Here is a 23,524-nt window from a genome sequence, read left to right on the forward strand (position 1 = left end):
CTATGAACACGCTGGAGGTTTCAAACTTACGGATATGGGACGATTCGACCGGCAGAAGCATTGTTTCGGATAGTTCCTTTCAAGTTAGGCCGGGGAGCTGTCTGGCCATTGTAGGAGAGAGCGGAAGCGGAAAATCTGTAACCTGCCGGGCGCTCCTTAGGCTGAATAAAAACAACATTAGACAATTGGGAAGCATTAAGCTGAACGGCAAGGATCTGGCGAAGCTTTCCGAAGCGGAGATGCGGGAGCAAAGGGGCAGACAGTTGTGCCTGATCATGCAGAACGGCATGCGCGCCTTTGATCCTTCAAGTGTGGTCGGCACCCATTTCAAAGAGACGCTGCAGCAGCACTATGGCTGGGGTCTCAGTGAAATAACGGCGCGGATGGCCAGAGCGATGGAGAGCGTCATGCTCAAAGATCCGGTTGAACTGATGAATAAATACCCGCATCAGCTTTCAGGAGGCATGCTCCAGCGGATGATGATCGCACTTGCCATCGTGCTTGAGCCCAAGCTGATTATTGCCGATGAACCGACATCTGCGCTTGATACGATTTCACAATACGAGGTTATGGAACAATTGATCCGCCTGCGGGCTGAAACAGACTGCTCCATGATATTTGTTTCGCATGATTTAGGCGTGGTGAAACGGATTGCGGACGAGATAGTGGTCATGAAGAGCGGCGAGATTCTGGAGCGCGGGACTACAGCCGATATTTTCATCCGTACGAGACATGAATATACAAGACATCTGATTGAAGCTAAGCAGGCACTAAGCCGGCATTTTATCAGCAGGATGGGGGGACCTCAGCATGTTGACCGTGGATAAGGTGGAGAAATCCTATGCTGGCGGGGGAGCGTTCTCACTTAAAAATAAAAAAGTGTTGTATAATATCAGCTTTACTGTAGAGGCAGGCGAGGTACTGGGGATAATCGGAGAAAGCGGCAGCGGCAAGTCGACTTTGGGACGTCTGATGCTTGGTATTGAGAAGCCTGATCACGGGAGTATCTGGTTTGAAGGCAAAAGCATAGGTAAGCGGGACGGCCGGCGGGGAAAGATCAGTGCGGTCTTTCAAGATTATACTTCATCGATTCATCCGTACTACTCGGTGGAGAAGGCTTTGGCTGAACCTCTGAGACTTCTTGGGTGGAAAGACGGGGAAATCGGGAAGCAGATTGACCTTCTGCTGCGCCAGGTAGGGCTGGACTCTTCTTATCGGATGAAGTATCCTCATGAGCTGTCCGGAGGAGAGGCACAGCGGGTATGCATCGCCAGAGCTGTTTCGACTGAGCCGGCCTGCATCGTCCTGGATGAAGCCGTTAGTGCGCTCGATGCCTCCGTACAATTCCAGGTGCTTGAGCTGCTGAAGACGCTGAAAGAAATGTACGGCATGAGCTATATCTTCATCACCCATGATATCCAGGCGGCAGCCTATCTGTGTGACCGCATGATGTTTCTGCGCAGCGGACAAATCGAAGAGATTGTATCTGCCGACCAATTACATAATGTTCAGTCCGAGTATTCTAAAGTCTTGCTACAGATGGCCCTGCGCTTTACTGATCCCGAAGAGTGCGGTAGCAATGGATGTGCAGACGGAAAGGAGAGTACCCTGTGAAGGGAGCCCTGTCTTGGCCCTTTCTGCGTTTGTATCTGCTGACGCTGCTGTATTTCAGCGCGAATTCCATTCTCAATGTCATTATACCTTTAAAGGGAGAGTCCCTCGGCGCCAGCAATTCAACAATTGGCATTGTCATGGGGGCGTACTTGTTAACGACCATGTTCCTGCGGCCTTGGGCCGGCCAGGTCATCCATCAGCTGGGACCGGTCAAAGTTTTGCGCGTTATTCTGGTAATTAACGCCTTGGCTTTATCTCTTTATACCTTTACCGGGTTAGGCGGGTATTTCTTCGCCCGGATGCTGCAAGGGATATGTACAGCTTTTTTCTCCATGTCATTGCAGCTTGGCATTATTGATGCCCTGCCGCAGAAGGAGCGTTCGCAAGGAATTTCCATGTATTCACTTTGTGCATCAATGCCCGGGGTATTAGGACCGTTGCTGGCAGTGAACATTTGGGAGACCGGGAACATGAATGTTTTTACAGCGGTTATTGTCGGCATGGCTGTACTTACAGGAGCTGTAGGCTTCAGTGCCACGGTGAAGACAGCTGCTGATAACCGGCCCAAAGCTCATAAAACGAGCATGCGGGGTTCATTTAACCAGTTAATCACGAACCCTCACTTGTTTCGCTGCAGTATATTGATGCTGGGTGCGTCCATTATTTTTGGCGCCGTAACTGTCTTTATTCCATTATATGCAGCACAGAACGACCACGGCAGTGCAGCCGTTTATTTAATGCTGCAGGCCGGAATGATTGTTGCGGCGAGGTTCTTTTTGCGGAAAAAGATACCTTCGGACGGGAGATGGCATCCTGCTTTTGTAACAGGCATTATTCTTGCAATTACGGTGGCATCCTTGTTTACGGGGCTTTCCAGCAGTATGGGTGGATTTGTAGTGTTCTATTGCGGTGCTTTATTCATGGGCTTGGCCCAGGCTATGCTGTATCCAACCTTAACCACCTACTTAACCTTTGTACTCCCGGAAATAAACCGCAATGTACTGATCGGTTTGTTTATAGCCATGGCTGATCTGGGCGTATCGCTTGGCGGGGTAATTATGGGTCCTGTGGTCGATTGGTTATCGTATGCCGGGATGTACTTCGTTTGTGCGGTTTTGGGAGGAGGCCTGCTTCTGGTAATCTATGGGCCACAGCGGCAACGATATTAATAATTAGTATCCCAGGTCGATCATGAGAAGGAGGCTTGCCGTCGGCCGCTTCGGCCTGGACACCGGCGGAGAGGAGCGGACGCAGCAGGAGATTGCGAAAGGAGCTTGGGATTAGCCGCAGCTATGTATCGCGGGTCGGGAAGCGTGCGCTAATGAAGCTGTGTCATGAGTTTTATAAGGGGAAGCAGTAAAAAGTGAAGGGACTGTCCCAAAAGTAGTCTTTCTACGAGTAGAGACAAATCCTTTTTAGGATGGAAGAGTCAATTCTCGCTTAAACAGCGGAGGGGGCAGAATGATTGTGGAAAAGCGAAGCGTTCGCCTTTGTGTCCGGATTTTCACCACTAAGGGGAATGAAAAAAATCTGGACTGGGCAGCGGTTGGAACAACGTTCTGTCTGCGGAGCGTCCACCCAAGTGCTCACATTGATTCTACTCCAGAATAAAGAGCCGTCCCAAGTAGCCATTTCATGGCTTTTGGGACAGCTCCTGCTGCACTAACCGAGGATCGCGCGTGCCCTTAAACTCGCGATGGAGCTGCACTCTTGACGCCGCCCTCGCCGCTATTTCCGCCTTCGCTTCGGCGGCGGACGATGGTGCGCGTAATGGTCTTTTCGATTTCAATAATGACGAATACCGCAGCTCCCATCATAAGCGGGAACGTCCAGTAGGACAGGCCGATCGGCACAGTACCGAACACCTTGTTCATGAACGGCAGATAGGTGATGGACAGCTGGAATAGGATCAGCAGGCCGGATACGACGAATACGGCTTTGTTGGCGAAAAAGCCTTTGCCAAATGCCGGCTCCAGCTCTGTACGGCAGTTGAATAAATGGAACATTTGGGCCAGGACGATGGTCTGCATTGTAACGGTGTTGACGACGCTCTGGTCATATCCGTTATCCAGCAGGGACATGCTCATCGCCAGCGTTCCGCCGCCGAGCAACACCGATACGAACAGTATCCTGAAAATATAATACTTGCTTAGCAGAGGCGCAGCCGGATTGCGGGGCGGCCGTTTCATCGCACCCGGTTCGATGCGCTCAAACGCCAGCGCCAGGGAAACGGTAACCGAGCTGACCATATTAACCCACAGAATCTGGATCGGCGTCAGCGGAATCACGGTGCCCAGCAGGATGCTCGCCATGATCAGGAAGCTTTCAGCACCGTTAGTCGGCAGAATGAACAGGATGGTTTTCTTCAGATTGTCGTACACACGCCGGCCTTCCTTCACCGCCTGGACGATGGTGCTGAAGTTGTCATCGGCCAGCACCATTTCCGAGGCATCCTTGGACACCTCTGTTCCCTTGATGCCCATTGCAACACCTACGTCTGCCCGTTTGAGGGCCGGCGCGTCGTTCACCCCGTCGCCGGTCATGGCGCAGATGCTGCCGCTGCTTTGCAGCGCTTCGACCAGCTGCAGCTTGTTTTGCGGGCTGGTCCGGGCAAAGATAGAGTATTGCCGTGCGGCCTCCTGCAGCTCTTCCTTGGACATACGGTCCAGCTCCCGGCCTTCGATTGAATGCTCGCCGTCGCCGATGCCGAGCTGTTTGCCGATCGCCATCGCGGTTTCCTTATGGTCGCCGGTAATCATCTTGACCTCAATGCCTGCATTCTTGCACTCGCGGATAGCGTCCACCACCTCATCACGCGGCGGATCGACGATGCCCGTGAGTCCCAGAAATACAAGCCCTTCCTTCAGATCGTCATGATCTACCTGATCAGGGGACGCCCCTTCCGGCAGCTCCTTCATCGCAAGTCCAATGACCCGCTGTCCTTTGCGGGCATGGGCCTGCATCTGGTCACGCCAGAAGCCGGCATCGAACGGGGCTACGCCATCATCCTCCGCCTGACTGTCCGCCATTTCAAACAGGCGATCAGGAGCACCCTTGACGTAGATAAGCGATCGGCCCTCATCCTTCGTCAACACCGCCATATATTTATACTCGGAGTCGAATGGCAGCTTCGATGTTATTTCCAGTTCAGGTATCTCGGATTGTGCCTTGCCCGCAAGCGTAAGCAGACAGCCTTCCGTAGGATCACCTTGAAGCGTCCATTTACCTTCTTCTTTGGTCAGAACAGAATCGTTGCAGGTTACCCCGCATATCAGCAGATGCTTCAGCGTCCGATCCTCTTCAGGGTCGGCCTCTTGCTCTTTGTTCCGGCGAATTTCGCCATCCGGAGCGTAGCCCGTTCCTGTTACCTCGTATTCTCGGGAGGATGTTACCACGGAGGTGACCGTCATTTCGTTTTTGGTCAGGGTGCCTGTTTTGTCCGAGCAGATGACCGAAACAGCGCCGAGTGTTTCTACCGAAGGCAGATTGCGGACAATTGCTTTTCTTTTCGCCATATTTTGTACACCGATTGCCAAGATAATGGACAGAATGGCCGGTAAGCCTTCGGGGATTGCCGCTACAGCCAGACCGATGACCGACAGCAGCAGCTCTCCGACTTCATAATCACGCAGCCAATACCCGAATCCGAACATCAGTGCAGCTACGGCAACTATAACGATGGATACCATCTTGCCGAAATGGGCAGTCTGTTTCAGCAGCGGTGTGCTTTGTTCTTCGACGGAGGCAATCGACTTGTTTATTTTTCCGATTTCTGTCTGATCCCCGGTTGCTACCGCTACGCCGGTCCCCGTGCCGGATGAGACGGTCGTCCCGGAAAAAACAATGTTGGTCCGGTCGCCCAGTGTCACTTCCTCCTCCAGCGCGCCCGTCTGCTTCTCAACAGAGGTGGATTCGCCGGTCAGTGCCGATTCCTCAACCTTCAGGTTATCACTGCTGAGCATTCTGAGATCTGCCGGAATTTTATCCCCCGCACTTAGCAGCACGATATCACCCGGTACGACCTCCGCCGCTTCAATTTTTGTCAGATTTCCATCCCGCCGCACCTGCGCCTCCGGAGACAGCATATTCTTGATGCCCTCCAGCGCTTGTTCGGCCCGGTGCTCCTGCATGAAACCGATTGTTGCATTAACGATGGCTACAATAACGATGACGACGGTGTCACTCCAATGGCCCAAAATGGCCATAATAACGGCGGCTGCCAGCAAAATGTAAATTAGCACGTCATTAAAATGCTTTAAAAACTTAAAGATAACCGGTGTTCTCTTTCCTTCAGGCAGCTCATTTCTTCCATACCTGTCCAGACGGCTTTTTGCCTCGCCATTACTCAGTCCGCGTTCACTGTCTGTTTCCAATGCTTCCAGCGTATGCTGGCTGTCCAAGGCATGCCACAATTTGTCCTGCTTCTCTGCCAAGTCAGTCGCCTCCTCTGGTTTAAATCTTCCCATTCATTAAACGGGATAGCGCCGAGGCAAACGCTTCAGAGGGAAGTCGTTATGAAATGTTCACATAAGGAGCAGATAAATGCTAAAGTTGACAGAACAGGTTTCAAAAAAAATCGGTACTAGTGATGAACAGATGAATTCTACGCAAGGGAGTGCAGCCTGAATTGAATAAAACAGAGCGTCTTTTAGCGATTGTGATAGAGCTGCAGCGAAGCAGATTGCAGACAGCAGATGAATTAGCAGAGGTTTTGGGGGTCAGTGTAAGAACGATTTATCGTGATATGCAGGCTTTGAGTGAGGCAGGTGTTCCCATCATTGGTGAGACAGGATTAGGCTATTCGTTAATGGAAGGCTACTTTCTTCCGCCCATTAGTTTTACAGTAGAAGAGGCAGTGTCACTTGTTCTTGGCGCTGAATTCATCGAAAAACGTTTTGATCCGGCTTTTCGCAGCAGTGCCCGTTCTTCCAGCAAAAAAATAGAGGCCATTCTGTCTGGCCCCATCCGTGAGGAGACAAGCCGGATACAAGGAGGCATCCGGCTGCTCCATCAAGATGAGATGGCCGTCATGCTGCGGGAGAAAGAGCACTTGGGAATCATTCGTGAAGCCATGCTGGAGAGCAAGAAGATTCGTTTTACCTATAACAAGCGGGTTGCTAGAGCGGATGGGGGCAGGGTAACTGTGCGAACGGTATCGCCATTCGGATTGGCGCATGATGAGCAGAACGGCTGGCTGTTACTTGCCTTCTGTGAACTGCGGAAGGATATTCGCCATTTTCGTGTCTCCAGAATCAGTGACCTTACCGTGACGGATGAACCGTTTCAGCTTCCTGATCACTTCAACCTGCAATCCTATCGGCCTAAGGATACCCGCGGCATACAGGTCTGCGCCATTTTCAATTCAGACATCGCCGATAGAGTAGAAGAGGCGAACAACTATTATATGGAGACTGCTGAAGCTAGAGAGGATGGGTACCATGCTACTTTTCGTGTCCGCGAGCCGGAGGAATTGCTGAGCTGGATGCTTGGGTGGGGTGCAGATGTGGTAATCACTGAACCGGAGTCCTTCAGAAACCGGATCAGAGAAGAAATCAGCAAAATGCAAGAACGCTACTGACATACTGTTGGCAAGAGGGTGCTCGTATAATCAAGTTATACAAGAGCTGGTGTTAAGACTTGTATTAACATCTTACACAAACCCGCATACAAAGGAGAATATTATGTCAGCCATTGGACCCGATTTCATTTCACTTCAGGTGAGCAATCTTGAGAGCTCAGCAGAATTCTATCAACACTATCTCGGACTGGTCCGCTCGCAAGCGGGACCGCCGCATGCTGTAGTCTTTGATACAAAGCCTATTGCATTTGCTCTTCGTGACCTGTTGCCGGGAACAGAGCTTGGTTCAGGCACTCAGCCTGGACTCGGTGTTGCTCTGTGGCTCTATGCCCCTGATACGCAAGAAATCCATGACAAGCTTACTGCAGGAGGCGTAAAGATTGCTTCCGCACCCATTGATGGCCCCTTCGGGCGGACCTTTACCTTTGCCGACCCGGACGGCTATCTGGTTACCCTTCACAGCAAAGGCTAATCCGATATCCTGCACCCTGATATTACCCTGCATGAAATTCCTTGTCCGGTGCACGGGAGGATGGCGGAGCTTGGATGTCAAGGCTGCGCAGATGAGGATTGGACAGCCCGGCGGTCAGGCAGACGGCAAACAGGGCAGCGGCAATTCCGAAGCAAATGGCTACACCGATGCTGTCGGCCAGAACACCTACTCCGCCGTAGGTTAACGGGATAGAGAGGTTAAATGCCAGGGAGCTGATGCTGTTGACGCGTCCCCGAAGCTGCGACGGAACCAGGAGCTGAAACAGGGTGCTCATCGGGATTACTGTAACGGTTACTCCGAAGCCCAGAAGCAAGTTGCCGAAGCAGGCCGGCCAAAGTGCAGGAGATAGTGCGATCACACCCATGCCGAGGCCTTGAATCCCCAGCCCGACGGAGAACCAGAGACCGATTCTCCGGGGCGACCTGCTGCCGACAAAGAGTCCGCCCAGAAGCAGACCGGCACCAATAGCTGCATTAAAAATACCTAGCTCGCGGGAACCGCCCTGCAGCAGCTCCCCGATCAGCATGGGGGGGAGCACATTGCTTGGCCCCAGGGCAATGTTGCTGAGTGTACCGAGAAGGATAAGCAGCAGCAGGGCAGTCTGCCCCCGCAGCCATCCCCAGCCCTCATGAATTTCCGCGAAGATGGACAACCCGGCAGTGCCGGGTTGTCTTTTGGTCTTGCTGCGGAATTTAATCCGCTGAATCAGGGCGAGCGAGAGGATAAAGGATACCGCATCTACAACCACGGCTCCTGAATTTCCAATGGAGGCCACCAGTATTCCGCCGGCAACCGTACCGAGAATACGGGTGACTTGCAGGGAAACAGACATCAGTGAGTTAGCCGGGATAAGATAGGCTTTATCTGCGATGAGCTCGGGCATTAAGGAGCTCTGTGAAGTCCCGAACAGATTGCCCATTATCGCAAGGGCAGCTGTAATCAGATAGATATGCAGCAGCTGCAGCTGACCGGTTAACATGAGCACAGCAAGGGTTCCGGTGAGCAGGGCCTGAGCGGCATCGGAGATCTGCATCAGGATTTTTTTGTTCAAGCGGTCAACCCAGGCCCCGATGAATAGGCCGAGTATCATTTCCGGCAGGAATTTAGTGACGATGACTAGCCCCACCTGGAGTGAGGAGCCAGTCATCGAATACACGAGCCAGCTAATCGCCAGATTGTATAAGGCATCTCCGAAGAAGGAGCAGGCACGGGCCAGCCATAAATAGCGGAAGTCCGCATTATGCTGCAGGAGGAGCCTGTAATTAGGCTTGCTTACTGCGGAATTCAACTGAACACGCCTCCTCTGTCCAAGGCTCTGTATACCTCTGTTACCGGCGGCTGCTTCAGCCGCAGAAACCGGTTGCTGATACAGTGCTGCCACAGCTTTGTATGGAACTCCTGCTGCGAGGAGTGCTGAAGCAGCTCCGTTAAGCTTAAGCCATGCTCGAACTTCCGCAAAAAAACGATCATCGGGGCGGGAAACGGAAAAAGAGTACCGTCCCGCCGGACGAACAGCTGCTGCTCCTGCGGCTCTGCGTAGCCGGGAACATCCGGTTTCCACCACTGAAGCAGCTCCGATATATTTTGCGCGGTGACGGCCTTTCCTTCGCGTTCGGAGGTATCAAGGATGTGGTCGAGGTCCTTTTTGCTGAACAGCTTGTGTACAGGAAGGTAATAATGTCCCTCAAGGAGATGACCGTTTAATTCCATGACTGTGTCCCCGTTAGCCGGCGTATGATTTGCACCGCCGATGATGCTCAGGATATGATTTCCGAACCTCTCGTGATAGAACATCGAATGTGCAGTATCCACTCCCCCAACCCAGGGACGGTCCAGCAGACTTCCCCGCAAGGAGGCTTTGGCCTCAGTCAGCTCCTTCGGCCCGCAGCGGGAAGAGTCAGCCAGAAGATCCTCAGGCTCACTGTAATGCAGCCGCCATGCAACATCCTCCCCCTCGAACGGCCGGACACCATGAATATTGAAGCGTTCCGGCTCCTTGGCTATAATGGCACCTTTGGTTAAGACGAATTGGCCGAGTCCGCCAAAGGTCCAATACATGGTATTCTTCTCCAAAAATTCAACGGAGCCCAGAGCATCTTCAACCGTTTCCGTAGGGAAGCCGGTAAAGCCCATAATTTGCACGCCAATGCCGGCTTCGCTGAACATTTGAATCGTTTCCTGCAGCCGGTCAACCCTGGTTCCTTTATTAATCAGATTCAATATCCGCTGGTTGCCGGATTCAAAGCCGACCGAGATGGCAGTACAGCCGCTTTGATGCAGCAATTCACAGCGTTCTGGTGTCCAGTATTCCTCAAGCCGGATCTCTGCTCCCCAGCGGATATCAAGTCCTTCTTCCAGAATGGCTGCTGCAAGCTTCAGGAGCAAGGCAGGAGAAAGCACGTCCACTGAGAAATAAATATATTTGAAGGTGACGGCGAGCGTCCTCAAATCTTCGATGATTTTATCCAGCGGGTATTGCCGCCAGGGGCTTGTAGGTGAATCGGTGTTCAAGCCGTAATCACAAAAGGTACACCGGTTCCAGTAGCACCCCCGCGAAGGCGAATAGTAAATGAACGGAAACGGGGACAGATACTTCTCCCAGGGCAGCTTGCTGTACTCCGGCACCGGAAAGGAGCAGATATCTTCATATTTAATTCTCAGAGCTGCCGGGTCATGCGCGGCCTGATGCCTTGGGTGCAGAGCGATATTGGCAGATGCAGGTATAGGAGTACCGTGCTCCAAGGCCTGGAGGATAGAGACAAAGGCACTCTCGCCTTCACCGATAATGCAGGCATCTGCCGGGTCGAATACTGCAAAGAAATCTTTTTTGTCCAAAATGTATTTCCAGTAATCCGAGACGGCAGTGCCGCCGAAGATAATCCGTATTTCCGGACAGCTTGTCCGGATAAGGCGTGCCATGCTGAGTGCAAAGGGGATTTGGGCGACATAGGTGATGCTGATGCCAACAAGCGAATAGCCGCCTGTAATCATACCGGGAATCAATTCCTTGCTGTAATAATCAGCGAACGGCCGGGAGATCATCCCGGTAATTTCAGGATCACGCATATCCAGTGAGCTAAAGATATTGTAAAATCCGCTGGTTGCCAGGCTGAACCCCCGGAACTGCCCCGGGAAGCCTTTTAAAGATAAGGCATCCATCCAGAGCATCACGGTCTCAACAGCGCTGGTATACAGCCTGTAGTCAAAAAATGCAGCTTCGTCCCGGAACGTATGCAGCGCAGCCGGCAGAGCCTCTGCGAAATTCATACCTTGCACTTTGAGTGCGTAATGCAGCTCCATTTGTTCAATGGGTGTAAGCTGTTCCCTGGTTTGAAGCTGCACACTCCGTTCTTTGACAGATTGCATCGTCATCCCGATTTGCTCAGGGGCTACTGTATATAGCCACGAATCAATGTTACTGTCAATAATATCAATGTCTTCAAAGCCGTATTGCCGCGCATAGCCCGCCAAACAGCAAAGGCTGTGATAACCCGATGTAGGATCGCTGACAGGAGGGTATATAAGCGCCGTTTTTACCATTCTAAGACCTCCATAATAAGAGAATACCTCCTCATTAAGAAGCTCCAATGAGGAGGCAGGGGCGCGAAAGGCTGCTAGTGGATGTTATTAATGTTGTTCTCGCGTGTAGTAACGCTATCAAATTCTTCGGTGACTTCCAGAATGGCGGCAAGCAGCTCTTGCTCTTCCTTTTTCATACAAATTCACCTCCTTTGGGTATTGTAGAGATTATATGCTAAAAAATACCATTGATATATGAGCTTGAAGATAGACTCTGAAATGATTTACAGATAAACTATTCATTTAGATACGTATAAGAATTCTGGAAAGTGAGGCAAGCGAAATGATAAGAGCATCTGAAGATAATCAATATTATGAGCTGTCGAGTCCGACGATTCTGCCCAAGGCCTCGGGCTTCCTGTGGAATGAGCAGATGATGATCCATGTGAACTGCCGGGGGTATGCGGTAGCCCAGTTTATGCAGCCTGAGCCTGCGAAATATTCGTATGCACCGAATCTGGAAGCCAAAACCTTCATGCAGCCGGAGCAGCCTTATTATGCCCATCATCCCGGACGGTTTGTCTATATAAAGGATGAGGAGAGCGGCGAGGTGTTCTCTGCTCCGTACGAGCCTGTCCGTATGCCTCCTGACCACTATACCTTTGCTGTAGGCAAACATAATATTGTCTGGAAAATAGAGAAAAACGGCATTGCCATTGAAATGACGCTGAGCCTGCCCAAAAATGAGCCGATGGAGCTGTGGCGGGTGAAGGTGACCAATCTCTCTTCCGCTGCCCGGAAAATCAGCATGTACCCTTATTTCACTATTGGCTATATGTCCTGGATGAACCAGTCCGGTGAATATAAGGAAGCATTGCAGGGAATTGTGGCTACAGCCGTTACGCCTTACCAGAAATACCAGGACTATGACAAGATCAAAGGTCTGAAGGACCGGACTTTCCTGCTCGCTGATCAGGCCCCGGCAGCCTGGGAGGTAAACCAGGAAGCCTTTGAGGGTGAGGGGGGAATTGGCTCGCCGTCAGCACTAAAAAGCGGACTGCTGGCTAACGGGGAAGCGCGCTATGAAACGCCCGTAGCCGTACTGCAATACAGCATTGGCCTTGCTCCGGGCGAAGAGCGGGATTACCGCTTTGCATTCGGGCCCGCTCATAATGAGCAGGAGATTGCAGCTATCCGCCAGCGTCTCTTCCTGACTACCGATGCAGCCGGTAAGGATGGCTTCGCGCTCGCTGAGCGGGAGTACGAGGAGTACATTAAGGAAGGCAGAGGCGTCATCGAAATCACCACTCCGGATGCCGATCTTGATAATCTGGTTAACCACTGGCTGCCCCGGCAGATGTATTATCACGGGCAGACGAACCGCCTGACGACAGACCCCCAGACCCGGAATTATCTGCAGGATAACATGGGGATGAGCTATATTAAGCCGCAGACGGCGAGAAGGGCGTTCCTGACCGCCTTAAGCCAGCAAAATGTAAGCGGAGCCATGCCGGACGGGATTATTTTGCATGAAGCGGCTGAGCTTAAATATATCAATCAGGTTCCGCATACCGACCACTGCGTCTGGCTGCCGGTCTGCCTCATTACCTATCTGGATGAGACGGATGACTACAGCATTCTGGAGGAGACCGTTCCTTACTCGGGCGGGGAGGAAGCCGGCACTGTCTTCGAGCACATCGACCGGGCCATGCACTGGCTGATCCATGAGCGGGACGAAAGAGGACTGAATTATATTAATCAGGGCGACTGGTGTGACCCGATGAATATGGTCGGCTATAAGGGCCAGGGTGTTAGCGGATGGCTGACAATAGCTACGGCGTATGCTTGTATGGTCTGGGCCGATATCTGCGAATACAGCGGTCGGCCGGAGAACGCTAAGGCCTTCCGCCAGGCTGCGGAGGAGACGAATGCTGTAGTCAACCGGTATCTCTGGGATGGAGAGTGGTATGCGCGGGGAATCACCGATGATAATGTAGTGTTTGGCATCAGCGAGGATAAGGAAGGCCGGATCTTCATTAATCCGCAGGGCTGGGCGTTGCTCAGCGGTGCGGCCGATGCGGAGCAGCGGGAGAAGCTGATGAGATCAGTCCGGGAACAGCTGGAGACCCCATATGGTGTGGAAAAGCTGGCGCCCTCCTATACCGCTATGCGGGAAGATGTGGGCCGGGTAACGCAGAAGCATCCGGGGACAGCCGAGAACGGGGCGGTCTACAATCATGCCGCAGCCTTTTATATCTATGGCCTGTATGCGGTTGGCGAGCATGAGGATGCCTACCGGCTGCTGCGTAAAATGCTACCGGGACCCGATATCGAGGACATTATCCGCCGGGGCCAGCTGCCGGTCTTCATTCCGAACTATTACCGCGGAGCCTACAGACAATTTCCAAAGACTGCCGGACGCTCCAGCCATCTTTTTAATACAGGAACGGTGCCGTGGGTATACCGCTGTCTGATTGACGGGCTGTTCGGACTGCAGGGTAACCGTGAAGGAATGCTGGTACGGCCGCAGCTTCCTTCGCATTGGGATGAGGCTGTGGTCAAACGAAGCTTCAGAGGCGCGCAGCTGCAAATTGATATGAAGCGTGAAGCCGGAGTTACGGCTACAGAGGTTTATCTGGACGGTAAGCTTGTACGTGACGGTATTCTTAAAGGGCTGGAAGCCGGCGGGCAATATAAGGTGCTTGTTAAGCTTCCGGCGGTTAATGCCTGAGTAACATAAATAACCCAACTGGTTCCAGAAGCAGCAGAATTCTGGAACCACTTGGGTATTAATTTTTCATTAATAAATGTCCTTCAACAGCGCAACCACTTCTTCTAATGTGAGACCAAAAGATTTGTAATAGTCCGTATCTGTTACCATTTGCTTAAGAATCATTTCATTGCGCTTCTGAAGCTTTGCGTCAGCTGAAAGCCCGGTGACAAAACAGCCTTTACCTGTCACGGTATAGATCAGGCCGCTTCGTTCAAGCTCCTCCCAGGCCTTTTTCACGGTGATGATACTGACGGACAGCTCAACGGCTGCTTGGCGGATGGGCGGCAGAATATAGCCGCTGTCCAGCTCTCCCTTAAGAATCTGTGAACTGATCTGATCAAATAGCTGTTGATAGATTGGTTTATCAGAAGTGTTAGAAATGGCTATGTTCATTAGATTTCCACTTTCAAGAATCGTTTGTAGCCAATATGATAAGCTAAAAATGTGAATATTGCAAAAATCGCAGTGCAGGCAAGCAAGATAGAGAGCTGGGTAGTCATGCTGTCAGCACCGCTTCCCTTGAACAGATCATGCACTAACGGGCTTTGGATGCCCAGCCATTCCGCAACTCCGGCGAACAGGGTAGCGGCGGTGATAGATACAGTGGAGGCTGCGCCGTATTTATAGGCTGTTTTGTAATACATCGCAAAAAAGATGAGATTAAAGATTGCCAGCATCACCAGACATAACCCCCAGAAGCCAATAGTCGGTGAGAAGAAATAGTAAGTCATATTCGGATATAAGCGCACACTGATCAGACCGTAGATTATGGCGAATACAATATGCAGCAGCTCCAGAATGACAATGAAAGTTACCTTCGCTTTGACGACATCCTTTTTGGTTACAGGCAGCATGCCGGTGAACATGAGATCATTTTGACTTTTATATCCGGCGAACATATTCGGTACCGTTAAAAAACAAAAGTATAGGATAACAAGGAAATACAGCCAGCCCGGAATTAACATCAATGCGCCTGTCAAAAGAGGGAGCAGGTAAAAGAATGGGTTTACGCCTAACTTAAATTCTTTGAGCAGCAAATTATACATAGGCTTCCTCTTTTCTAGAGTAGTAAATCATAATTTCCTCGAGATTTGGAACTGCGGATATAATGCCCCGGGACGGATCGAAATCTTTCGTATAGATCAGGCCGGTAAAGCCGAAGGAATTTGTTTTGTAGGAAATCAGGTGGTCTTTGACCAGCTCCAGCTGCTCTTTTGTTCCGTTCAGCAGGCGAAATGCATCGACGAATGCTTCCTTCTCGGCACTGTTAACGATTTCGCCGTCATGGATGTAGGTGATATAGTCAGCGCATTTTTCCAGGTCGGAGGTGATATGGGTTGAGAAGAGAATGCTGATTTCGCCGTCTTGTACCAGCTCCTGAAAAATACTCAGAAGGTTATCTCTGGCGCTAGGATCGAGTCCGCTTGTCGGCTCATCCAATATAAGGAGCTTCGCACCATGCGACAAAGCGAGGGCCAGGCTGTATTTGACCTTCATTCCGGTTGATAATTCGGCGATTTTTTTATTTTCATTTAGATTGAATTTTTTCAGATACCTGCGATAGGTTTCGTCATCCCAATTGTGGTAAAAGGTTTTGATTACATTCGTTAACGTTTTGATTTTGTTGCGGTTGTAAAAGTTGACGTCTCCAAAGGCATAGCCGATTTCCTGTTTCAGCTCAAGTTCATGCTGTGTTATGTTTTTCCCCAGAGCATGTATCTCTCCTCCGTCCATGCTGATTAAATTCAGAATGGATTTGATCGTTGTTGTTTTTCCTGCGCCATTTATTCCGATAAAGCCCATAATATAACCCTGCTCCAGCTGGAAGGACACATTTTTTAATGAAAAATGTTCATATTGCTTATTTACATTTTTGATATCCAATACAAGCATGAGAGTTACCTCCTCATTAATATTGTGTATGTCGTGCATACACAATATATCATCGGAGATTTATGGTGTCAATTGCTGCTCCGGGTATTTGTTCATTTGCAGAGGTTCTAATCAGGATAGAAATAAGGTTATAATCAATACGGATCTATACCATGAAAAAACACCGGGAGAAGAATCATTCATGCATTTTCTAAGCAATATTCTTACCATTATTATGTGTTACGGGATTTCCGTTTTCGGACATCTCTATTTAGTGAACAGGCTGCTTCATCTAAGGATGAGCCTGGTGCAGTATGCGTACTGCTGGTTAATCGCCTTCACGGTGTTCAGTGTACCCCTAGTATTGTCTTGGGAGCACCCGGTGCTGACCGCGTACCTGCTTCAGGCTCTGGTTATGCCGATACTTTCCTTTATGCTCTGCCGTAAATCCGTATTGCAGTGTATAGGCGCCTCGGGAATTGCTTTTATTATGGTATACATAGTGATCAGGACCTTTTTTATTACGGGAAGCTCGACTACGTTCAATGCGTTATTATCGCTGGAAACTTTGAATTTGCAGACCTTGGCCGTTTCACTCATCAGTGATGCGTTTCTGCTGGGCGTCTTGTTCTTTGTGCGGAAAAAGAGGCTTTCGGTGTGGTTTGAGCGGCTGTACCGCATAAGAAAAGGAAGCATCGTTACCACCATATTCGTAGCCCTGTTCATTCTGATCTGGGTTAAAATGATGCAGTACCTATCCGTACAGTTTCTGGCAGGCACAGAGGATTTCGATCAGCTGTACTTACTGTCGTTTGTTACGATCATCGGAAGTATAATTGTCCTGCTGCTGGTCCTGACGGTCTATTACCGGAATGAAATGAAGAACGAGCGGCTTCAGAGTCAGGAATTCATGCTGCTGCAGCAGCAGGCCTACATCAGCAATTTAGAGCAGCTGCAGCATGAGATCCGGGTCTTTCAGCATGATTACAAGAACATTATGGCCAGCCTGTATGCCTCTGCGGGTGATGACAAGGTTAATGAAACGCTGGGCTTTATCTCCCGGCACATCCTGAATCTGGAGCTGAACCTGGATCAGAGCATTCAGGAAACTACCCATCTGAGCCGTGTCAGGATCGATGAAGTCAAAGGGCTGCTGCTGGCCAAGCTGTCCAAGTCCAAAAGCATGCAGGTGAGCTTCACTCTGGAAGCCGTTAAGGATGTTACGGAGGTGTATATGGAGCGGATCGATTTCATCCGTTGCCTGGGCATTCTGCTGGATAATGCGATTGAAGCGGCTGCCGGCAGCGAGGACGGGTTTGTAAAAGCTGCACTGATCCAGGACCAGGGAAAGTTTGTGCTGATTGTCCGCAACAGTTATGCAGATGCTCCTTCTGTGAGTGAGATATGGAACAACGGCTACTCTACTAAGGGAGATAATAGAGGAATAGGGCTGTATAGCTACAAGGCGATGGTAAACAGATATGCTAATGTTGTAACAGAGAGCGGCTTGGAAGACGGGTGCTTTGTACAGGTTTTAAAATCCTTTAAAGAGAAGAGTGTGCGTTAACATTGCTGCCTATTTATGTATGTGAAGATGATGATGCGGCGAGAACACGTGTTACGGATGTGATTGAGAAGTTTATCCTTATCGAAAATCTGGATATGCGGCTGCAGCTGGCTACCGGTAATCCGCACGAGGTTCTGGAATGGGTCGCCGGCAAGCGGACGAGGGGGATTTATTTTCTCGACATCGATTTGTCCAGTGACATGAGCGGCTTTGATCTGGCTAAAGAGATACGGAGGATGGATGCCAGGGGCTTTGTTGTCTTTATAACGACGCATGGCGAGCTGGCCTTTGAAACCTTCAAGTACCAGATCGAAGCGATGGATTATATCCTGAAGGACGAGCCTGAGCAGGTCGGTTCAAGAATTCAGCAGTGTCTCACCAGTATTAATGAACGGATGCATGCGGACGACCGCGATGAGACTGAATTTTTCACCATACGCCAGATGGATGAGATCAGATACGTCAAAATCCAGGATATCCTGTACTTTGAGACGTCTGCCGCCAAGCATAAGGTTGTCCTGGTTACAGCCCATGCTAACGTGGAGTTTTTTGATAATCTCAAAAATATCGAACAAAGAATTGGCGGACGGTTCATCCGCTGTCACCGCTCCTTTCTGATTAACAAGCGTCATATTGTAACGGTGAATACTAAAGATTCCTCCGTGCTGATGGCGAACGGGCAGACGTGCATGCTGTCTAGAAGCGGCAAAAAAGAACTGAATATCCATATGGAATGCTCCTCATTTTCTTAACCGGAAATGGGGAGTTTTTGAATATAAGGATTTAAATGCTTTACGCTATAAATTCTCCTTATATTTCTCGCAGAAACGGACACCGTCCTGTTTAGGACGGAGTCTGTTTCTACTTTGTCAAACAGGAAATGAAACGGTCCATTCAGGAAAAAGCGCGCTGCGTATTCACCATTTACCTTATGATCACTTCAAGAACAAGACAAATGGAGTGAAGCTGAGATGAACGAGGTTATGCTGCAGACGAAAAAGCTCTCGAAGCATTATAAGGAAGCTAATGTGGTACGCAATGTTGATATGACTTTATATAAGGGGGATATCTACGGGCTGATCGGTAATAACGGTGCCGGCAAAACCACCCTGATCCGTATGCTGACAAAGCTGATAACACCAAGCTCCGGGGAGTACAGCTTTCTGAGTCCTGATGTTAAGGTGGCTGCCGTAATTGAAAGCCCGTCACTCTACATGGATATGACAGCTGAGGAGAATCTGAAATACAGCAGCATTCAGAAAAAGTGCTACAGCAAAGAGAAGATAGCCGGCACTCTGGCTTTTATTGGCCTGGAGCATGCAAGAAACAAGCAGGTCAAAGACTTTTCTCTGGGAATGAAGCAGCGGCTGGGGATCGGCATGGCTATCCTGAATGAGCCGGATTTGCTGATCTTGGATGAGCCTATCAACGGTTTAGACCCACTGGGGATTATCGAAATCAGACAGATGATTCAACAAATTAATCAGGAGCTGGGCACAACACTGCTGATTTCCAGTCATATTTTAACCGAGCTTGAGCTGGTGGCTACGAGATATGGCATCCTGCATGAGGGGGAGTTAATTCAGGAATTCGCGAGCGGAGAGCTGCAGGCAGGGCTGGAAGACCACTTCCTGAAGGTCGTAAGCAGACAGAAGGTGGCACTATGAAGCTTTTGCTGAGAGCTGATGTTTACCGGATGTGGAGAAAGAAAAGGCTGCTGCTCCTCACGCTTGCAGTCATGTGTATAGGCTGTTTAATGGTCAGGACAGCAGGGGAGCAGGATGCGCTTATGGTGATTACGAGGGTGCTGCGCAGTGGAACGCTTCTTTTGCCAGTCATGTTCATACCGGTTTATCTGTTCACCTGGCATACCGATTTTACGAGCCGTGCGGTTAATAACGTGCTGATCTCCGGGATTTCGCGTAAAGGCTATTTTGGCAGCAAACTTCTTTTAACGTACCTGACCGGAACTGTATTGGTTGCAGCGTACAGCCTTTCGGCAATCCTGTCTGCATATGTGTCTCTGGGTTCTTTTAACCTTAGGACAATCATGCTGGCACTTGGCCTGCAAATCATCCTGTATTACATCGTGCTGTCACTTGGGTTCATGATCTACACGCTGGTGCGCACAACGGCTTTGCCTACTACTGTGTACCTGCTAATCGTTCTCTTGGGTGAGAATCTGCTGAGTGTGCTTATGAACCAGATGAACATGGACGCAGGGCGTCTTTCGCCCTACTTGCTGTTCCAGAACTTGTCCAGAGTGGTAAGCATCGGGGAGTTTAGCCGTCAGGACTGGAGCGGGATGGTTATCGGCGGATTCGTGATCTGGATCTTAGCGGTAGGCTGGAGCTGGGTCAGATTCTCGGGTGAGGAATTGAAATAGGGGGCATGGCTATGCGCAAACGGACAAAGATACTGGTGATTCTGATCATGCTGGCGGCGGTTGGTATTGTACTTATGGGGTACACACATGAGCAGACTATTGCTGTGAATAAGAGCTGGGTATTAAATGAGGCTGAGGCTTCTGAAATTGCGGTCAAAGGTCTAAGCCAAAACCTGGATGTTCATATCAGGCCGAGCAGCAGCTCTGACAATCGGGTGGTAATAACGGGAAGCCTGCCGGAGTCCTTTGCACAGAAAATAGAGCAGATTCGCCCGGATTCTCAGGGTTTGAGCCTGTCGGTTGTCTCCGATTTCGGCTTCAGTATGGCGAAGTTTAATGATGCAAGCTTAATAGTGGACATTTATCTGGCGGATCTGAATACGCTGAACGGACTTGTTATCCAGTCGAACCGCGGAGATGTGAAGCTGTATGTGCCGGAGGCTTTTGAGCGGAGGTATCAATTGCTGACCAATAACGGGACGGTAACGGGGCCGGCGAAGGCGTATGATGTTCCTGAAACCGTCAACATCGAGCTGGGGTCAGGTGATATTAAAATTATTGAGGAATAGCCTTCTTATACAATTTAATCCAAGCGCTTGTCCAAAAGGATAAGCCCCTGGGTTCTTTTCATTTAAGCCTACAGGGTTATTACGCTGATCTCGTTACCATGGGCCGTTACAATGCTAAGCAGATCTTCGGGTGCCAGCCAGACTGTAGCGGTGTTATCGTTGGGATGGACGCCGACGGCTTCGCCCTTTTGCAGATCGGCATCCAGTACGAATTTCACCATGCACTCCTTGTCGTTCAGTATGCCAAACGGGGAGACAGCGCCTTTGGTAAGCCCAAGCAGCTGCAGCAGATCCTCTTCAGAAGCAAACGTCAGGGGCCGGGATTCCAGCAGTGTGCGCAGCTGCTTCAGGTTAACGGATTTATCCTTTTGGATCGTCAGCAGATAATAGTTTCTTTTTTTGTCATCCCGGATGAACAGATTTTTGGCGATCTGCTCGATTCCCGGGAGCTCAAAGCTCTCCATATCGGCGATAGTATAGGCTGCGGGATGGTCAATCACTTCATGGCTTACATTCTGCTGCTTTAACAGCTCAATAACGGCTTCGCGGTTCATCATAATCACCTTTATCTCTGGATTTGGTAGAGTGGAAACTGCAACTGGACATAATAATATCATCTGTTGATAGAAAATATCAGTAGACGGTTTGGTTTTTTTTCTGTATTTTAAGTTTAATCCTAGCAGAGGAGCTTTGGGTTTAGATAAATGTAGAAGGTGAAGCACATTGAAAATCAGAAAAGTAAGATTACGCCTTCAGACAACGATTACCCTGATGATCTGTCTGGTTGTTGTCTCCGTCCTGATCATTGTATATGTGATGTTTGGCATGAGATTCTCCAGACAAGCTCAGGAATCGCTGGAGAATAAGGCCATTACTATTGCCCGTACCGTATCGCGCACACCGCTTGTAATGAATGCTTTGCTGGGGAACCCGGATTCCGGCAGTATTCAGGATTTTGCAACCGAGATCAGTGATATTAATGACGTTCAATTTGTGGTTGTGATGGATGTGCAGGGCATTCGTCATTCTCATCCCGATACGGCCTTAATCGGCAAGCATTTTATAGGAGGCGATGAGGAGGATGCCTTACACGGTAAGGAGAAAATATCGATTGCAAAAGGTTCGCTGGGCTATTCTGTGAGAGCGTTCTCACCTATATTCGGACCAGATGGCAGGCTGATCGGTGCGGTGGCCGTAGGAATCTCACTCAGTAGTGTCCAATCCGCTGTACATCAGAATCAGTGGATCATTTATTCGGGGATTTTGGTTGGCGGACTTATCGGCATGGCCGGGGCGGTGCTGCTGGCGCGCACCATCAAGCGGATGATGCTCGGTATGGAGCCCTGGGAAATTTCCAAATTGCTTGAGGAGCGGAGCGCAATGCTTCAATCCACCAAGGAAGGTATTCTGGCAATAGACAAAAATTCCTGTATCACCCTGGTTAACGCAGAGGCAAGGAGACTTATGGGCAGCAAAGGCATAAGCCAGGACCCGGTCAGCAGGCAGATTGAGGAATTCTGGCCTCTCCTACGGATGGAGAAAGTACTGGAGAGCGGGGAGCCTTTGCTTGATAAGGAAGTTGAACAAAGCGGAATCACACTGCTGGTAAACGTAGTTCCGGTAAGGGTAAAGGGGGTCATTGAAGGAGCTATTGCCACCTTCCGTGACAAGACGGAAGTCAGTCTGCTGCTTGAGCGTCTTTCAGGGATATCGCTATACGCGGAGGCGCTGCGTGCCCAGACGCATGAATTTATGAATAAGCTGCATGTCATAATGGGACTGACCAGTATGCATAGATATGACCGGCTGGAAGAATATCTGAAGGATATCGTACTTAGCATTCAGACAGAAGCGGATTCCGTAGTAAGGCTGGTCAAAGACCCGGTTATGGTTGGCTTTCTGCTGGGTAAGCTCAGCAGGATGAGGGAGGCGGATGTACGATTGGTCATTCTTGAAGATGGGGGGCTGCCCGAGTCTGCCAATCACGAAGCTTCCCGGGAGCTCGTCACGATTGCCGGCAACCTGTTGGATAATGCTCTGGAGGCCGTACAAGGTAAGGATAACAAGCTGATCGAGATCGGATTCCGTTACAGGGACAATAGGCTTGTACTCCTTGTCCGCGACAATGGTACAGGAATTTCTGCAGCCAATGGAGATCATCTGTACGAACAGGGGTATTCCACCAAAGGGAAAGACCGGGGCATTGGGCTCTATCTGGTGCAGCGGAGCGTAGACATGCTGGGCGGAAGGATTCACTGGGTCAGCCGAGAGACTGAAGGAACCGAGTTTACTGTAGAGTTACCCTATACCGCGAAGGGTGATGATCAATAACGATGATAAAGGTACTTATTGTTGAAGATGATCCGATGGTTTCGGAGATGAATAAATTTTATTTACAGCAGGTTGAGGGCTTTCGGGCTGAAGATTGGGCCAGCAACGCGAAAGAGGTGCTGGACCTCTTAAATGAAAAGGTCTATGATCTGATTCTGCTGGATATTTACATGAAAGAGAGCAACGGCCTGGAGCTGCTGTCCGAGATCCGCAGGAAGGGCTTGAAAATTGATGTCATCGTTATTTCGGCGGCCAGTGACAAGGAAAGTATCCAGGAGGCTCTGCAAAACGGAGCTGTAGACTACTTGATCAAGCCGTTCGAGTTCTCGAGATTTCGTGCGGCACTGAACGGATATAGGAAGCAGAACTATTTATTCCGTACCCAGGAACGGCTGAATCAATCGGAGCTGGATAAGCTGTCCCGCTTCAAGCAGGAGCGGACAGCCTCACAGGAGCTCGCGAAAGGCTTCACACGCCAGACGCTGCAGGCGGTCTGGAAAGCGGTAGAGGCCTGTAATAGTGATCTGTTTTCTGCGGAGGATATTTCGGCTGTTTCAGGAATTTCCCGGGTTTCTGCCGGTAAGTATCTGGTTGGACTCACGGAAATGGGAGTGCTGCAAATGGATCTGATCTATGGTAGTGTGGGCAGGCCGGTACAGAAATACAAAATCGCTCCCGATGGCACAACGCTGATTACCCAATACCTCTAACATATATAAGCCCCTGCCGCGAAATTGCAGCAGGGGCTTATATATGCGTGCGTACGACATTTCATGCCGGTTTCCACTGTGTTCGCCGGGAAATAGAGGTGTTTCTGCTGTC

20 protein-coding genes and 1 pseudogene are annotated in these 23,524 nt (G+C 50.1%); 14 read left to right on the forward strand and 7 right to left on the reverse strand.

Going from position 1 to position 23,524, the window contains the following annotated elements:
• The first annotated feature begins 2 nt into the window (after positions 1-2).
• The 4 genes and pseudogenes from cntF to R70331_RS31465 all read left to right on the forward strand — a co-directional run.
• On the forward strand, positions 3-827 hold the full coding sequence (gene cntF / locus R70331_RS07390; RefSeq protein ID WP_042182319.1) for a staphylopine uptake ABC transporter ATP-binding protein CntF: 825 nt from the start codon (positions 3-5) through the stop codon (positions 825-827).
• Positions 811-1,614, forward strand: coding sequence for an ABC transporter ATP-binding protein (locus R70331_RS07395; protein WP_042174168.1), 804 nt, complete (start codon positions 811-813; stop codon positions 1,612-1,614). Before cntF ends, R70331_RS07395 begins: the two co-directional genes overlap by 17 nt.
• Positions 1,611-2,783: a staphylopine family metallophore export MFS transporter CntE gene (gene cntE, locus R70331_RS07400; protein WP_042174170.1), complete on the forward strand. Its 1,173-nt coding sequence runs from the start codon at positions 1,611-1,613 to the stop codon at positions 2,781-2,783. The genes R70331_RS07395 and cntE overlap by 4 nt, the downstream gene beginning before the upstream one ends.
• A gap of 40 nt (positions 2,784-2,823) precedes the next feature.
• Positions 2,824-2,974, forward strand: a pseudogene (locus tag R70331_RS31465) (sigma factor-like helix-turn-helix DNA-binding protein); the annotation flags it as partial.
• A gap of 325 nt (positions 2,975-3,299) precedes the next feature.
• Here R70331_RS31465 and R70331_RS07410 read toward each other — a convergent pair.
• Positions 3,300-6,047 (reverse strand): cation-transporting P-type ATPase, encoded by a 2,748-nt coding sequence (locus R70331_RS07410; protein ID WP_231576424.1) that lies wholly within the window; start codon positions 6,045-6,047, stop codon positions 3,300-3,302.
• Between the two features lie 194 nt (positions 6,048-6,241).
• On the opposite strand from R70331_RS07410, the gene R70331_RS07415 reads away from it, so the two are divergent.
• Complete coding sequence (locus tag R70331_RS07415) at positions 6,242-7,192, forward strand: helix-turn-helix transcriptional regulator (protein WP_042174173.1); 951 nt, start codon at positions 6,242-6,244, stop codon at positions 7,190-7,192.
• Between the two features lie 103 nt (positions 7,193-7,295).
• Positions 7,296-7,664 carry a VOC family protein gene (locus tag R70331_RS07420; RefSeq protein WP_042174174.1) on the forward strand — a complete coding sequence of 123 codons (369 nt, stop codon included), beginning with the start codon at positions 7,296-7,298 and terminating at the stop codon, positions 7,662-7,664.
• Positions 7,665-7,686: 22 nt separating this feature from the next.
• Here the strand turns inward: R70331_RS07420 and R70331_RS07425 are convergent, their stop codons facing one another.
• Both R70331_RS07425 and R70331_RS07430 read right to left on the reverse strand, forming a co-directional pair.
• Positions 7,687-8,973 (reverse strand): MFS transporter, encoded by a 1,287-nt coding sequence (locus tag R70331_RS07425; protein WP_042174175.1) that lies wholly within the window; start codon positions 8,971-8,973, stop codon positions 7,687-7,689.
• Positions 8,970-11,225 (reverse strand): B12-binding domain-containing radical SAM protein, encoded by a 2,256-nt coding sequence (locus tag R70331_RS07430; protein ID WP_042174176.1) that lies wholly within the window; start codon positions 11,223-11,225, stop codon positions 8,970-8,972. Before R70331_RS07430 ends, R70331_RS07425 begins: the two co-directional genes overlap by 4 nt.
• A 322-nt stretch (positions 11,226-11,547) precedes the next feature.
• Between R70331_RS07430 and R70331_RS07435 the strand changes: the two genes are divergently transcribed.
• Complete coding sequence (locus R70331_RS07435) at positions 11,548-13,935, forward strand: GH36-type glycosyl hydrolase domain-containing protein (protein WP_042174177.1); 2,388 nt, start codon at positions 11,548-11,550, stop codon at positions 13,933-13,935.
• 69 nt (positions 13,936-14,004) lie between these two features.
• On the opposite strand, the gene R70331_RS07440 is transcribed toward R70331_RS07435, so the two are convergent.
• The 3 genes from R70331_RS07440 to R70331_RS07450 are packed head-to-tail and all read right to left on the reverse strand — an operon-like array spanning position 14,005 to position 15,870.
• Positions 14,005-14,370: a GntR family transcriptional regulator gene (locus R70331_RS07440; protein ID WP_042174178.1), complete on the reverse strand. Its 366-nt coding sequence runs from the start codon at positions 14,368-14,370 to the stop codon at positions 14,005-14,007.
• Positions 14,370-15,023 (reverse strand): ABC-2 transporter permease, encoded by a 654-nt coding sequence (locus R70331_RS07445; protein ID WP_042174179.1) that lies wholly within the window; start codon positions 15,021-15,023, stop codon positions 14,370-14,372. The genes R70331_RS07440 and R70331_RS07445 overlap by 1 nt, the downstream gene beginning before the upstream one ends.
• Complete coding sequence (locus R70331_RS07450) at positions 15,016-15,870, reverse strand: ABC transporter ATP-binding protein (protein ID WP_042174180.1); 855 nt, start codon at positions 15,868-15,870, stop codon at positions 15,016-15,018. Before R70331_RS07450 ends, R70331_RS07445 begins: the two co-directional genes overlap by 8 nt.
• A 181-nt stretch (positions 15,871-16,051) precedes the next feature.
• On the opposite strand from R70331_RS07450, the gene R70331_RS07455 reads away from it, so the two are divergent.
• From R70331_RS07455 to R70331_RS07475, 5 genes are all read left to right on the forward strand, one after another.
• On the forward strand, positions 16,052-17,416 hold the full coding sequence (locus tag R70331_RS07455; protein ID WP_042174181.1) for a sensor histidine kinase: 1,365 nt from the start codon (positions 16,052-16,054) through the stop codon (positions 17,414-17,416).
• A gap of 2 nt (positions 17,417-17,418) precedes the next feature.
• A complete protein-coding gene (locus R70331_RS07460) occupies positions 17,419-18,168 on the forward strand; it encodes a LytR/AlgR family response regulator transcription factor (protein ID WP_042174182.1) in 750 nt (249 codons plus the stop codon).
• Between the two features lie 219 nt (positions 18,169-18,387).
• A complete protein-coding gene (locus R70331_RS07465) occupies positions 18,388-19,083 on the forward strand; it encodes an ATP-binding cassette domain-containing protein (RefSeq protein WP_052418962.1) in 696 nt (231 codons plus the stop codon).
• On the forward strand, positions 19,080-19,802 hold the full coding sequence (locus R70331_RS07470; protein ID WP_042174183.1) for an ABC transporter permease: 723 nt from the start codon (positions 19,080-19,082) through the stop codon (positions 19,800-19,802). The genes R70331_RS07465 and R70331_RS07470 overlap by 4 nt, the downstream gene beginning before the upstream one ends.
• Positions 19,803-19,813: 11 nt before the next feature.
• The gene (locus R70331_RS07475; protein WP_042174184.1) at positions 19,814-20,371 is read left to right on the forward strand and encodes a hypothetical protein; all 558 of its coding nucleotides are present in this window, start codon (positions 19,814-19,816) and stop codon (positions 20,369-20,371) included.
• 68 nt (positions 20,372-20,439) lie between these two features.
• Here the strand turns inward: R70331_RS07475 and R70331_RS07480 are convergent, their stop codons facing one another.
• Positions 20,440-20,928: a prolyl-tRNA synthetase associated domain-containing protein gene (locus tag R70331_RS07480; RefSeq protein WP_042174185.1), complete on the reverse strand. Its 489-nt coding sequence runs from the start codon at positions 20,926-20,928 to the stop codon at positions 20,440-20,442.
• A 166-nt stretch (positions 20,929-21,094) separates the two neighbouring features.
• Here R70331_RS07480 and dcuS point away from each other — a divergent pair, with 166 nt between their 5' ends.
• Both dcuS and R70331_RS07490 read left to right on the forward strand, forming a co-directional pair.
• Positions 21,095-22,702: a DcuS/MalK family sensor histidine kinase gene (dcuS, locus tag R70331_RS07485; protein WP_042174186.1), complete on the forward strand. Its 1,608-nt coding sequence runs from the start codon at positions 21,095-21,097 to the stop codon at positions 22,700-22,702.
• A gap of 2 nt (positions 22,703-22,704) precedes the next feature.
• Positions 22,705-23,412 carry a response regulator gene (locus R70331_RS07490; protein WP_042174187.1) on the forward strand — a complete coding sequence of 236 codons (708 nt, stop codon included), beginning with the start codon at positions 22,705-22,707 and terminating at the stop codon, positions 23,410-23,412.
• The last annotated feature ends 112 nt before the right edge of the window (positions 23,413-23,524 follow it).

Origin of the sequence: Paenibacillus sp. FSL R7-0331 (assembly GCF_000758645.1) — a bacterium.
Taxonomy (GTDB): Bacteria; Bacillota; Bacilli; order Paenibacillales; family Paenibacillaceae; genus Paenibacillus_AQ; species Paenibacillus_AQ camerounensis.

What these genes read in the sequence shown, in the direction of transcription:
- R70331_RS07450 (WP_042174180.1), bottom strand. Translation starts at nt 15,870, where the DNA reads ATGCTTGTATTGGATATCAAAAATGTAAATAAGCAATATGAACATTTT.
- R70331_RS07465 (WP_052418962.1), top strand. Translation starts at nt 18,388, where the DNA reads ATGAACGAGGTTATGCTGCAGACGAAAAAGCTCTCGAAGCATTATAAG.
- R70331_RS07445 (WP_042174179.1), bottom strand. Translation starts at nt 15,023, where the DNA reads ATGTATAATTTGCTGCTCAAAGAATTTAAGTTAGGCGTAAACCCATTC.
- R70331_RS07430 (WP_042174176.1), bottom strand. Translation starts at nt 11,225, where the DNA reads ATGGTAAAAACGGCGCTTATATACCCTCCTGTCAGCGATCCTACATCG.
- R70331_RS07435 (WP_042174177.1), top strand. Translation starts at nt 11,548, where the DNA reads ATGATAAGAGCATCTGAAGATAATCAATATTATGAGCTGTCGAGTCCG.
- R70331_RS07490 (WP_042174187.1), top strand. Translation starts at nt 22,705, where the DNA reads ATGATAAAGGTACTTATTGTTGAAGATGATCCGATGGTTTCGGAGATG.
- R70331_RS07475 (WP_042174184.1), top strand. Translation starts at nt 19,814, where the DNA reads ATGCGCAAACGGACAAAGATACTGGTGATTCTGATCATGCTGGCGGCG.
- R70331_RS07470 (WP_042174183.1), top strand. Translation starts at nt 19,080, where the DNA reads ATGAAGCTTTTGCTGAGAGCTGATGTTTACCGGATGTGGAGAAAGAAA.
- R70331_RS07420 (WP_042174174.1), top strand. Translation starts at nt 7,296, where the DNA reads ATGTCAGCCATTGGACCCGATTTCATTTCACTTCAGGTGAGCAATCTT.
- R70331_RS07395 (WP_042174168.1), top strand. Translation starts at nt 811, where the DNA reads ATGTTGACCGTGGATAAGGTGGAGAAATCCTATGCTGGCGGGGGAGCG.
- R70331_RS07480 (WP_042174185.1), bottom strand. Translation starts at nt 20,928, where the DNA reads ATGATGAACCGCGAAGCCGTTATTGAGCTGTTAAAGCAGCAGAATGTA.
- R70331_RS07455 (WP_042174181.1), top strand. Translation starts at nt 16,052, where the DNA reads ATGCATTTTCTAAGCAATATTCTTACCATTATTATGTGTTACGGGATT.
- cntF (WP_042182319.1), top strand. Translation starts at nt 3, where the DNA reads ATGAACACGCTGGAGGTTTCAAACTTACGGATATGGGACGATTCGACC.
- R70331_RS07440 (WP_042174178.1), bottom strand. Translation starts at nt 14,370, where the DNA reads ATGAACATAGCCATTTCTAACACTTCTGATAAACCAATCTATCAACAG.